Here is an 11,742-nt window from a genome sequence, read left to right on the forward strand (position 1 = left end):
GGCATCGCAGGGCATGATGGACCATCATGCGGATCCTCATCGCGAGTCACCTCGAGCCTGAGTACGTCGAGGCGATCGGCGCATCCCACCCGGATGTCGAGGTGCTGTACGACCCGACGCTCGTCGCGGTCCCGCAGTACGTCGCCGATCACCGTGGGCCGGCACCCGAGCTGTCCGCAGCGGACCAGCAACGGTGGGCGGACATGCTCGCCCGGGCCGACGTCGCGTTCGACTTCGACTGGCAGGACCCGGCGGCACTGCCGGAGCGCGCCCCGAACCTGAGATGGATCCAGGCGACGAGCGCCGGCATCGGTGCGTTCATGCGCCGGACCGGACTCGAACGCAGCGGCATCACCGTCACGACGGCGGGCGGCGTGCATGCCGTCCCACTCGCCGAGTTCGCCCTCACCGGGGCACTCTTCGTCGTGAAGGGCGTTCCCTTCCTCCAGCGCCGGCAGCGGGAGCGCCGGTTCGAGCGGTACACGACAAGGCAGCTGGCCGGGATGCGCGTCACCGTCGTCGGCGTCGGCGGCATGGGGTCGAACGTGGTGCGGACCTTCGACGCCATCGGCGCACGGGTGACCGCGGTGGGTCGGGTCGGCGGCACCTATGAGCTCCCCGACGGCGTCGAGCTGAGCGATGTGGACCGGCTCGACGAGGTGCTGCCGGGCACCGACGTGCTCGTCCTCTGCACGGCGCTCACGCCCGAGACCGAGAACCTCATCAGCGCCGACCGGATCGCCCTCCTGCCCGACGGCGCCGCCATCGTCAACATCTCCCGCGGACAGGTCGTCGACGAGGACGCGCTGATCGCGGCGCTCCGCTCGGGCAAGCTGGGTGGCGCGGCCCTCGACGTCTTCCGCGAGGAGCCGCTGCCCGCGGACTCCCCGCTCTGGGACCTCGACAACGTGCTCATCTCGCCCCACTCGGCGTCCACGGTCGAGAGCGAGAACGCGACACTTACGGCACTGTTCATCCAGAACCTCGCCCGTTACCGCGCAGGCGAACCGCTGCTGAACCGGTTCGAGGCCGAGCGCGGGTACTGACCGACCCCGGCTGTGCGTGCGTCGGGCCCGGGATCTCGCTGGCGTCCGAACCTGGCGAAACGCGCGGTCCTTGCGCTACAGATGTCGCTCGCGCACGTTTCGTGCTCGTAACGAATCTGCACCGGAAGCCTTCTCGGTTTGAGGGATTTGTTCGGAGCGTGCTGTAATCCTCTACAAGCACGTGCGAAGAACCTGCACACAGCCGTGCCGTCTCTCACACACAGAAAAACGAGGTCGACATCAATGTCATCCCCACGTAGTGGATTCCGGAAGAGCGCCGTCGCGCTCGCGGGTCTGTCCATCACCGCCCTCGCCCTCGCCGGCTGCGCCGCCGGTGGCAGCGGCTCCAGCAGCGGTGCCAGCGGCACGATCGTCATCGGCACGACCGACAAGGTCACAACGCTCGACCCGGCCGGATCGTACGACAACGGCTCCTTCGCCGTCATGAACCAGGTCTTCCCCTTCCTCCTGAACACGCCGTACAACAGCCCCGACGTCGAGCCCGACATCGCCGAGTCGGCCGAGTTCACCTCGCCGACCGAGTACACGGTGAAGCTCAAGAAGGGCCTCAAGTGGGCCAACGGCAACGACCTCACCTCCTCCGACGTGAAGTTCAGCTTCGACCGTCAGCTGGCCATCGCCGACGACAACGGCCCGTCGTCGCTCCTCAGCAACCTCGAGAAGACCGACGCGCCCGACGACCTCACCGTCGTCTTCACGCTGAAGACCGAGAACGACCAGACCTTCCCACAGGTGCTCTCGAGCCCCGTCGGCCCGATCGTCGACGAGGACGTCTTCTCCGCCACCGAGGTCACGCCCGACAACGACATCGTCAAGGGCAAGGCCTTCGCCGGACAGTACACGATCGACAGCTACAAGTTCAACGAGCTCATCTCGTACAAGAAGTACGCCGACTACCAGGGCCTCCTCGGCGAGGCGAAGAACGACACCGTCAACGTGAAGTACTACACCGACGAGTCCAACCTGAAGCTCGACGTCAAGCAGGGCAACATCGACGTCGCATCGCGCAGCCTCTCCGCGACCGACATCGAAGACCTGAAGAAGGACAAGAACGTCAAGGTCGTCGACGGCCCCGGTGGTGAGATCCGCTACTTCGTCTTCAACTTCGACACGATGCCCTACGGAGCGACCACTGCTGACGCCGACCCGGCGAAGGCGCTCGCCGTCCGCCAGGCCGCTGCCGACCTGATCGACCGCGCTGCGATCGCCAAGGACGTGTACAAGGACACCTACACGCCGCTCTACTCCTACGTGCCCGCCGGCCTGACCGGTGCCACCGAGTCCCTCAAGGGCCTCTACGGCGACGGCGACGGTGGCCCGGATGCCGCCAAGGCGAAGGAGACGCTCGAGGCAGCCGGTGTGACCGTTCCGGTCGCGCTCAACCTCCAGTACAACGGTGACCACTACGGTTCCGGCTCCGGCGACGAGTATGCGCTCATCAAGGACCAGCTCGAGGCCGACGGCCTGTTCACCGTCAACCTGCAGCAGACCGAGTGGGTGCAGTACTCGAAGGACCGCACGACGGACGTCTACCCGGCGTACCAGCTGGGTTGGTTCCCGGACTACTCCGACGCGGACAACTACCTGACGCCGTTCTTCGCCACGGACAACTTCCTCGCGAACCACTACGACAACCCGGCCGTCAACGACCTCATCAACGAGCAGCGCTCGACGACGGACGCGGACGCACGGACGAAGCTCATCGAGCAGATCCAGGACACGGAGGCGGCCGACCTGTCGACCATCCCGCTGCTCCAGGGCGCTCAGGTGGCGGTCGTCGGCAAGGACATCGAGGGCACCGTCCTCGATGCGTCGTTCAAGTTCCGCTACGCCCCCATCACCAAGGGCTGAGTAGCCTGACCAACTGATATCCGACTATGGTGAGTCGGACGTCGCGATCGGGGTGGCTCCACAGAGCCGCCCCGATCGTCTGTCCGGGCTCTACCGAGTCGGTGATCGAGGAGGATCCACTGCAATGACGGCAGCTGTCGCAACCCCACCCCCCAAGGCGGCCAGACGTTCCGGAGGTGGCGGACTCTGGCGGTACCTCGTCATCCGCTTCCTGCTGATCATCCCGACGGTGTTCATCCTCGTCACCATGGTCTTCTTCCTGATGCGCCTGACCGGTGACCCGATCACCGCGGCGCTCGGCGGTCGCCTCCCAGCCGACCAACTTGCGGAACGCATCAGCGCCGCCGGCTACGACCGGCCGCTCTTCGTCCAGTACTTCGAGTTCCTCGGACAGATCGCCGTCGGCAACTTCGGCACGACGATCTCCGACAACCGCCCGGTCATCGAGGTCCTCCTCACCTACGGCTCCGCGACCCTCGAACTCGCGATCTACGCCCTCATCGTCGCGTTCATCGTCGGCATCCCGCTCGGCATGCTCGCCGCCGCCCGCCGCGACCGCTGGCAGGACGCGGGCCTCCGCGTCTTCGCGATCCTCAGCTACGCCACCCCGGTGTTCTTCGCCGGCCTGCTGCTCAAGCTGGTCTTCTCCGTCTGGCTCGGGATCCTCCCGGTCGCCGGTCGAGCGAGCACCGGCACCGAGCTGACGCTCCAGACCATCTCCAACCCGTCCGGCATCTACCTGATCGACGCGATCCGCCTCGGCGACCCGACGGCGATCAGCGACGTCCTCGCCCACGCGGTGCTCCCGGCGATCGCCCTCGGCCTGTTGACGGCCGGCGTCTTCCTGCGGCTGGTCCGCACCAACGTCATCGGCACGCTCGGTTCCGGCTACGTCGACGCGGCCCGGTCGCGCGGCGTCAGCGAGTTCCGGCTCGTGACGAAGCACGCCTACCGTCCGGCGCTCATCCCGATCATCACGGTCATCGGCCTGCAGATCGCGCTCCTCCTCGCGGGCGCGGTCCTCACCGAGACGACCTTCGAATGGAAGGGCCTCGGCTTCATGCTGAGCGAGTACCTCAAGGCGCGTGACTTCGTCGCCGTCCAGGGGATCGTCGCGCTGCTGGCCGTCATCGTGGCCCTGACCAACTTCATCGTCGACATCATCGCGGCGATCATCGACCCGAGGGTGAGGTACTGAGCATGAGTGCTCCGACAGCCACCACCGCCGTGCAGACCGCGCCAGCGAAGCGTCCGCTGCGCGACCGCCTGCCCGTCGTGAAGCAGTTCCGCCAGTCGGTCGGGCTGCAGCGGGCGATGCTCGTCATCGGTCTCGTCGTCACGGGCGTGTTCGTGCTCATCGCGATCCTCGCGCCGCTCGTCGCGCCCTACCGGTTCAACCAGCTGCGCGGCGACGACGGTTCGTTCGGCACGCAGCAGGCGCCGAACGCGACGAACCTCCTCGGCACGACCGTCGGCGGGTACGACGTCCTGTCCCGGGTGCTCTGGGGCGCCCAGACCGCGCTCTTCGTCATCGTCTCCGCGATCATCCTGTCGATCTTCATCGGCGTCCTGCTCGGGCTCGTCGCCGGGTACTTCGGTGGCTGGCTCGACCGCGTGCTCGTGGTCGTGTGCGACGCGGTCTACGCCTTCCCGTCGCTGCTGCTCGCGATCGTCATGTCGATCGTCATCAGCCGCGGGCAGTCGAGCCTCTGGGGTGGCATCCTCGCCGCCGCGATCTCGATCACCGTGGTGTTCATTCCGCAGTACTTCCGGGTGATCCGCTCCGAGGTCGTGCGTATCAAGAGCGAGGCGTTCGTCGAGTCGGCGAAGGTCATCGGTGCGTCGAGCTCCCGCATCACGTTCCGTCACGTGCTGCGGAACGCGACGCGGACCCTGCCGCTCATCATCACCCTCAACGCCTCCGAGGCCATCCTCACGCTCGCGGGGCTCGGCTTCCTCGGGTTCGGCATCGAGCCGACCGCGGCCGCCGAGTGGGGCTACGACCTCAACCGGTCCGTCTCCGACGTCACGAGCGGGATCTGGTGGACCGCGCTGTTCCCCGGCCTCGCGATCGTGCTCGTCGTGCTCGGCATCACGCTCGTCGGTGAGAGCCTCAACGACCTGTCAGACCCGCGTCTGCGCAGCCGTCGTCGTGTCGGTGCGTCGAGCGGATCGGTCGCTGCGACGTCGAGCATCACGACCACCGGTGGCACGCCCGACAGCCCCGGTGGCGCCGGGATGATGGACGCCGAGTCGCTGGGAGTCGTGAGCGACGCCGCGGCGGACAGCGATCTGGAGAACCGACGAGAGGACGAGCGCTCATGAGCCAGTCGACGCCGACCACCGGTCCACGCGACCTCGGCACCACGGACATCGTCAGCATCCGCGACCTCGGGGTCTCGTTCTCGACCGACGCCGGCGCCGTGAAGGCGATCAACGACATCTCGCTGTCGGTCGCACCGCGCGAGATCGTCGCGATCGTCGGTGAGTCCGGCTCGGGCAAGACGGTCACGGCCAAGACCATCCTCGGTCTGCTCCCGGAGACGGCCACGGCCTCCGGCGCGGTCGTCCTGCGCTCGCGCGACGGTTCGACCGAGCAGGACGTCGTCACGGCGTCGGCGGAGCAGCTGCGGTCCATCCGCGGCAGCGACGCGGCGATGGTGTTCCAGGAGCCGTCCACGGCCCTCAACCCCGTCTACAAGGTGGGGTGGCAGATCGCCGAAGGTCTCCGCGCGCACGGGTCGTACACGAAGGCCGAGGCGCGGGCCAAGGCCATCGACATCCTGCGTCGCGTCGGCATCCCGGAGCCGGAGGAGCGGGTCGACTACTTCCCGCACCAGTTCTCCGGCGGGCAGAAGCAGCGCATCGTCATCGCGATGGCGCTCGTGCTCGACCCCGGACTGATCGTGGCGGACGAGCCGACGACGGCGCTCGACGTCACGGTGCAGGCGGAGATCCTCGACCTCCTGCGTCGGTGCCGGGACGAGTTCGGGACGGCCATCGTCCTCATCACCCACAACATGGGCGTCGTCGCCGACCTCGCCGACCGCGTCGTGGTCATGTACCAGGGCGACATCGTCGAGGAGGCTCCCGTCCAGGAGCTGTTCTCCTCACCGAAGGCCGAGTACACCAAGAAGCTCCTGTCGTCGGTGCCGCACGTCGGCCGCGGCAAGAGCTCCGCGCCGGCCGAGGTCGAGCGCGGCAAGCAGCTGCAGCTCGGTGAGCCGGTGGTGGTCGCGAAGGGGCTCGAGATCGAGTACCCCGGCCGCTTCGGTCGTGCCGGGTTCCGGGCGGTCAAGGGCGTCGACTTCACGATCCACGCGGGCGAGGTCCTCGGCCTGGTGGGGGAGTCGGGGTCCGGCAAGACCACGATCGGCCGCGCCATCGCCGGGCTCACCAAGGTGACCGGCGGCTCGCTGTCGGTGCTCGGTGTGGAGATGAACCGGGTGAAGGAGCGCGAGTTCGCCCCGAAGCGCCGCGAGATCGGGTTCGTGTTCCAAGACCCGGCGACGAGCTTCAACCCACTGCTCACGATCGCCGAGTGCGTGGCGGAACCGCTCATCGTGCACGGTCGCTTCGGCGACGCCCGAGCTGCCCGGCGTCGGGTGGATGAGTTGCTCGAAGCGGTTCAGCTGCCGAAGGCGTTCGGCGACCGGTTCCCGCACGAGCTCTCCGGTGGGCAACGGCAGCGCGCTTCGCTCGCGCGGGCGTTGGCGCTCGAACCGGCACTGCTGGTCGCCGACGAACCGACCTCGGCACTCGACGTGTCGGTGCAGGCTCGCGTACTGGAGCTTTTCGCCGAGCTGCAGCGTGAGTTCGGGTTCGCGTCGCTGTTCATCAGCCACGACCTCGCGGTGGTCGACATCCTCGCCGACCGCATCGTCGTGCTGTATCGCGGCGACATCGTGGAGGAGGGGCCCGGCTCAGCGGTGCTCGGTGCGCCGAGCGACGTCTACACGCGTCGTCTCCTCGCGTCACTCCCCGTGCCAGACCCGGCCGAGCAGGCCGTCCGTCGCGAGGAGCTCAAGCGCCTCCGCGCCTGATCCTTCTTCGGTCCCTGAGCCTGTCGAAGGGCCCGGTCCCTGAGCCTCACCCCCCGATCCCTGAGCCTCACCCCCCCCGGTCCCTGAGCCTCACCCCCCGGTCCCTGAGCCTCACCCCCCGGTCCCTGAGCCTCACCCCCCCCGGTCACTGAGCTTGTCGAAGTGCGCCCTTCGACAAGCTCAGGGACCGGGATGGAGCTCAGGGACCGCGTCGGTTCAGGCCCCGTGCTCAGCCGAGCTTGACGGCGGTGCCGTAGGCGACGACCTCCTGGTAGTTCTGGCCGACCTCGGCCGCGTCGAACCGCATCGCGAGCACCGCGTCGGCTCCGAGGGCGGTGGCGGCCTCGATGAGTCGCTGCTTCGCCTCCTCGCGGCTCTCAGCGAGCTGCTTGGTGAGCCCGGAGAGCTCACCGCCCAGCAGCGCCTTGAAGTTGGCGCCGAGTTGCACGCCCGCGTTGCGTGCACGGACCGTGAGTCCGGTCACCTCGCCCAGCACCTCGGTGACCTGGCGGCCGGGGACATCGTTCATCGTCGAGATCAGCATGCTCGCAGTCTGGCACCGCTGCGCCCACCCCCATAGGGGGGATGTCCCGTCTTCGGGGACTGCTTGGCCGTGCCTGCCGCCCAGCGAGCCCGCCGCCCCCGTTCCGTCCCTGCGCTGCCCGCACGAGACCCGGATTGAACGCGCGATTCCGTCCGGGTCTCGTGTCTCCAGCGAGAGGTCGCGTCGGGCGAGGTCGGCGGGTGACGGCAGACTGGGGTGGTGCACATCGTCCTCCAGCAGCTCGACGGCGCCCGCGTGCGCGTCGTGCACCTCGAGGACCGCCCCACTCCGTCCGGCGAACCAGCTCCGGTCTCCGAGACCACCATGCCGCGGGCCGACCTCGCGGCCTTCGTCCGGCGTCTCGAAGCCGAGCCGAACCCGCCGCGCTGGGTGTGGGACGACACCACGCTCTGGTACCCGGCGCTCCTCGCCGCGGGTGTCCGGATCGCCCGCTGCGTCGACCTCCGGCTCTCCCACAACCTCCTCCGCAACGCCGCCTTCACCGCCGACTCCGCCCTCGCGGCCGCTCCGGCCGGCCCGTGGGACGAGGTCCTCGATCCGCGCGTCGCCCAGCGTGCGGAGGCGGTCGGGACCCTCTTCGACCTCGACCTCCCGGGTGGCGAACGCGATCCCGTCGCCGAGTTCACGCTCCAGCGCGACGCCGTCGACGGCGCGACACCGCAGGGACGCTCGCAGCTCGGACTCCTCCTCGCCGCCGAGTCCGCCGGTGCCCTCATCGCCACGGAGATGACCTTCGCCGGTCTCCCGTGGGACGCCGAGGCCCACGACCGCATCCTCGCGGAAGCCCTCGGCCCCAAGGTGCCGCCCGGTGTCCGTCCGGCGAAGCTGGCCGCGGTCCTCGAGGAGGTCAAGGCCGCCCTCGGGGTGCAGGAGCTCAGCCCCGAGTCACCGGGCGAACTCCTCAAGGCGCTCCAGCGTGCCGGCATCAACGCGACCTCCACCCGGCAGTGGGAGCTGCAGGAGATAGAGCACCCCGTCATCGAGCCACTGCTCCGGTACAAGAAGTTGTCGCGTCTCCTCACCGCGAACGGTTGGACGTGGGTCGAGACCTGGGTGAAGGACGGACGCTTCCGTCCCACCTACGTTCCCGGCGGGGTCGTCACGGGCCGCTGGGCGTCCGACGGTGGCGGTGCCCTCCAGCTTCCGCACCAGGTCCGCGGTGCCGTCCTCGCGGACGAGGGTTGGCGTTTCGTCGTCGCCGACGCCGCGCAGCTCGAACCACGGATCCTCACGGCGATGTCCGGCGACCGCGCGATGGCCGATGCCGGACGCGGCGTCGACCTCTACCAGGGCATGGTCGACGTCGGCGCGGTCGACACCAGACCACACGCGAAGATCGCGATGCTCGGTGCCATGTACGGCGCGACGACCGGGGAGAGCGGGCGCCTCCTGCCCCGGCTCACGAGGGCGTTCCCGCGGGCGATCGAGTTCGTCGAGACGGCGGCCAGGGCAGGAGAACGCGGCGAGCGGGTCAGTACCCGACTCGGTCGGACCTCTCCGCTCCCCGGTGCCGACTGGCGGGAGATCCAGTCGGCCGCCTCGATGGAGGGCGCGAACGCCGCCGCGACACAGCGCGCCCGCATGGAGGCGCGCAGCTGGGGTCGCTTCACCCGCAACTTCGTGGTGCAGGGCACCGCCGCCGAATGGGCGCTGTGCTGGATGGCCGGCCTCCGGACACGGTTGCAGGCGCTCGCCGCAGAGTCGGTCGGTCCGGCGGCCGCGCTCACCGAGTCGGCCCACCTCGTCTTCTTCCTCCACGACGAGATCGTCGTCCACTGCCCCGAGCACCAGACCGAGCGGGTCGTCGCCCTCGTGCGTGAGGCGGCGGCGGAGGCCGGTCGCCTGATCTTCGGCACCGCGCCGGTCGAGTTCCCGGTCACCACCGCCGTCGTCACCTCCTACGCCGACGCCAAGTAGCCCGCGAACTGTCAGTTGATGCGGGTGTGCGCGGCCCGCACTGTTCCGAAGTGACAGTTCGCGAGCCTGCTCAGGGGAGGAGGTCCGCGACGAGATGAACCAGGAGCGCCGTCCGCGGGGCGATCGAGTCCACAAGCGCGTGCTCATCGGCCGCGTGAGCGCCGCCACCGACCGCGCCGAGACCGTCCAGCGTGGGTACCCCGATCCCCGCGGTGAAGTTGCCGTCGGAACCGCCGCCGACATCGATCCCCGTCAGCGGGCCGAGGTCGTGCTCGCCCGCGAGTCGGAGCGCACGGGCGAACACCGGTTCGGTGTGCTCGTGGTCCATGGGTGGTCGGTTCGGTGCACCGTCCACCGTGACCAGCGCCCCGGCCAGGACCGGTGTGAGTGCATGCATCTCGGCATCGACGCGCGACTGTTCGTCGAGACTCGTCGCACGCGAGTCCACGAGGAGGTGCGCGGCGGCCGGAACGGTGTTCGACGTGGTGCCGACTCCGGCGGCGGTGGGGGTGACGGTGGTCCCGAGGGCCGACCGGCCGAACCCGCTGATCCGGAGGATCTGGTGCGCCAACTCGACACCGGCGTTGACGCCCAGCTCCGGCTCGAGCCCGGCATGGGCGGCCCGCCCGGTGATGTCCAGGCGGTACACCGCGACGCCCTTGCGTCCGATCTTCAGCGCACCGCCGTCACCGGAGGCCTCCAGGACGAGCGCGGCCGAACAGCCGGCTGCGTCCGCCTCGATGAGTTCGCGCGAATCGGGGGAGCCGAGCTCCTCATCGCCGGTCACCAGCAGCTCGATCCCGTCGAGTGCGTCGTCGCCGCCGCGGTCGCGGAGCGTCGCCATGGCGTGGATGGCCTGCACGAGCCCGACCTTCATGTCGAAGCACCCGGGACCCCGGATGACCCCGTCCACGATGGAGAACGGCTGGACGGCGAGGGAGCCGAGCGGCCACACCGTGTCGTGATGGGCGAGCAGGAGCACCCGAGGCGCGCCGAACCGCAGTCGGACATGGGTGCAGCCGTTCTCCACGAGTATCTCGGGCGTGCGGCCCAGTCGCTGCTCGACCAGCTCCGCGACGACGGCGGCGCTCGCTGCGACCGCTGCGTGATCCCCCGACGGAGACTCGGTCTCGACGAGGCGTTGCAGGTCGGAGAGCATCTCGGGCAGTCGCAGGGTCGTTTCGTCGAGGACCGTCGTCTCGTTCGCTGGCATGGTCAGGGTCCTTCCGGAGATGGTGTGCGCCCGTTCCCGGGTGCCGGTCGGTCGAGGTCGTCGGTGACGCCCGGCACTGAGCGCTCCGTGTCGCCGATGACGCGGAGGGCGTTCAGGCCCGCGAGCCGGTCCAGGTCGTCGTCGCTCCACCGTCGCTCGCGGAGCGCATCACGCACGCGGGCGTAGGAGGTCACGTCGCCCATACCGACCGGGAAGTCGTCGAAGCCGTCGTAGTCGCCCCCGAGCCCGATGTGCTCGATGCCGGCGACATCACGAGCGTGCTCGATGTGGCGGACGACGTCGTCGATGGTCACCGTCGGCTTCGGCCCGTGCCGACCGCCGCGCCACCAGTCGGCGTACTCGTCGCTCAGGAAGGGCGGGACGAACGCCACCATGACGATGCCGCCGTTGCCGGGGAGTCGTTCGAGGACCGCGTCGGGGACGTTGCGCTCGTGCGAGCAGAGCGCTCGGCAGGACGAGTGGCTGAAGATCACGGGGGCGGTCGTCGCGTCGAGCGCGTCCGTCATCGTGCTGGTCGCGACGTGCGAGAGGTCGACGATCATCCCGATGCGGTTCATCTCGGCGACGATCTCCCTCCCGCGTTCGGTGAGTCCACCGTGTACCGACTCGTCGGTCGCCGAGTCCGCCCAGGGGGTGTTGTCGTTGTGGGTCAGCGTGAGGTACCGGACACCGAGTCGTGCGAGCATCCGCAGGGTCGGGAGCGAGTCGCCGATGCTGTGTCCACCCTCCGCGCCGAGGAGTGAGGCGATGCGTCCGGTCGCCCAGGCGTGCCTGACGTCATCGGCGGTGCGGGCGAGGGACAGGCGGTCGGGGTACTGGGCGGTCAGCCGGTGTACGAAGTCGATCTGCTCGAGGGTGGCCTGGACCGCATCGCCGGGAGCGAGTCCGACCGGGACGTAGACGGACCAGAACTGCCCTCGGACGCCGCCGCGTTCGAGCCGCGCGAGGTCGGTCTGGAAAGCGGATGCGTCGCCGTCGCCGTCCAAGCCGGTGACGGCGTACCCCGAACCCTCCCGGGCAGCCCACGGCAGGTCGTTGTGTCCGTCGATCACGGGGAAACTCCCG

At 69.2% G+C, this 11,742-nt stretch carries 9 protein-coding genes; 6 read left to right on the plus strand and 3 right to left on the minus strand.

The window, feature by feature from the left end; genetic code table 11:
• Window positions 1-26 precede the first annotated feature (26 nt).
• The 5 genes from ACQ3HE_RS12235 to ACQ3HE_RS12255 all read left to right on the plus strand — a co-directional run bounded on the left by ACQ3HE_RS12235 (window position 27) and on the right by ACQ3HE_RS12255 (window position 6,961).
• Window positions 27-1,046: a D-2-hydroxyacid dehydrogenase gene (locus ACQ3HE_RS12235; protein WP_430892935.1), complete on the plus strand. Its 1,020-nt coding sequence runs from the start codon at window positions 27-29 to the stop codon at window positions 1,044-1,046.
• Window positions 1,047-1,289: 243 nt separating this feature from the next.
• Window positions 1,290-2,918 carry an ABC transporter substrate-binding protein gene (locus tag ACQ3HE_RS12240; protein ID WP_079704272.1) on the plus strand — a complete coding sequence of 543 codons (1,629 nt, stop codon included), beginning with the start codon at window positions 1,290-1,292 and terminating at the stop codon, window positions 2,916-2,918.
• 124 nt (window positions 2,919-3,042) lie between these two features.
• Window positions 3,043-4,116, plus strand: coding sequence for an ABC transporter permease (locus ACQ3HE_RS12245; RefSeq protein ID WP_124767788.1), 1,074 nt, complete (start codon window positions 3,043-3,045; stop codon window positions 4,114-4,116).
• Window positions 4,117-4,118: 2 nt separating this feature from the next.
• The gene (locus tag ACQ3HE_RS12250; RefSeq protein WP_430892937.1) at window positions 4,119-5,243 is read left to right on the plus strand and encodes an ABC transporter permease; all 1,125 of its coding nucleotides are present in this window, start codon (window positions 4,119-4,121) and stop codon (window positions 5,241-5,243) included.
• Complete coding sequence (locus ACQ3HE_RS12255) at window positions 5,240-6,961, plus strand: dipeptide ABC transporter ATP-binding protein (RefSeq protein ID WP_194600045.1); 1,722 nt, start codon at window positions 5,240-5,242, stop codon at window positions 6,959-6,961. Before ACQ3HE_RS12250 ends, ACQ3HE_RS12255 begins: the two co-directional genes overlap by 4 nt.
• Before the next feature lie 229 nt (window positions 6,962-7,190).
• Here ACQ3HE_RS12255 and ACQ3HE_RS12260 read toward each other — a convergent pair whose 3' ends face one another.
• The gene (locus ACQ3HE_RS12260) at window positions 7,191-7,505 is read right to left on the minus strand and encodes a YbjQ family protein (protein ID WP_064294105.1); all 315 of its coding nucleotides are present in this window, start codon (window positions 7,503-7,505) and stop codon (window positions 7,191-7,193) included.
• Between the two features lie 219 nt (window positions 7,506-7,724).
• Between ACQ3HE_RS12260 and ACQ3HE_RS12265 the strand changes: the two genes are divergently transcribed.
• The gene (locus tag ACQ3HE_RS12265; RefSeq protein ID WP_430892939.1) at window positions 7,725-9,443 is read left to right on the plus strand and encodes a bifunctional 3'-5' exonuclease/DNA polymerase; all 1,719 of its coding nucleotides are present in this window, start codon (window positions 7,725-7,727) and stop codon (window positions 9,441-9,443) included.
• Window positions 9,444-9,513: 70 nt separating this feature from the next.
• On the opposite strand, the gene ACQ3HE_RS12270 is transcribed toward ACQ3HE_RS12265, so the two are convergent.
• Both ACQ3HE_RS12270 and ACQ3HE_RS12275 read right to left on the minus strand, forming a co-directional pair.
• On the minus strand, window positions 9,514-10,656 hold the full coding sequence (locus ACQ3HE_RS12270; RefSeq protein WP_430892941.1) for a M20/M25/M40 family metallo-hydrolase: 1,143 nt from the start codon (window positions 10,654-10,656) through the stop codon (window positions 9,514-9,516).
• A gap of 2 nt (window positions 10,657-10,658) precedes the next feature.
• The gene (locus ACQ3HE_RS12275; RefSeq protein ID WP_430892943.1) at window positions 10,659-11,729 is read right to left on the minus strand and encodes a dipeptidase; all 1,071 of its coding nucleotides are present in this window, start codon (window positions 11,727-11,729) and stop codon (window positions 10,659-10,661) included.
• Window positions 11,730-11,742 lie beyond the last annotated feature (13 nt).

Origin of the sequence: Plantibacter auratus, from assembly GCF_050587365.1 — a bacterium.
Lineage (GTDB): Bacteria > Actinomycetota > Actinomycetes > Actinomycetales > Microbacteriaceae > Plantibacter > Plantibacter auratus.

Bases quoted from the DNA above. Each gene is read 5' to 3' on its own strand.
- ACQ3HE_RS12235 (WP_430892935.1), top strand. From the start codon at position 27: ATGCGGATCCTCATCGCGAGTCACCTCGAGCCTGAGTACGTCGAGGCG.
- ACQ3HE_RS12240 (WP_079704272.1), top strand. From the start codon at position 1,290: ATGTCATCCCCACGTAGTGGATTCCGGAAGAGCGCCGTCGCGCTCGCG.
- ACQ3HE_RS12245 (WP_124767788.1), top strand. From the start codon at position 3,043: ATGACGGCAGCTGTCGCAACCCCACCCCCCAAGGCGGCCAGACGTTCC.
- ACQ3HE_RS12250 (WP_430892937.1), top strand. From the start codon at position 4,119: ATGAGTGCTCCGACAGCCACCACCGCCGTGCAGACCGCGCCAGCGAAG.
- ACQ3HE_RS12255 (WP_194600045.1), top strand. From the start codon at position 5,240: ATGAGCCAGTCGACGCCGACCACCGGTCCACGCGACCTCGGCACCACG.
- ACQ3HE_RS12260 (WP_064294105.1), bottom strand. From the start codon at position 7,505: ATGCTGATCTCGACGATGAACGATGTCCCCGGCCGCCAGGTCACCGAG.
- ACQ3HE_RS12270 (WP_430892941.1), bottom strand. From the start codon at position 10,656: ATGCCAGCGAACGAGACGACGGTCCTCGACGAAACGACCCTGCGACTG.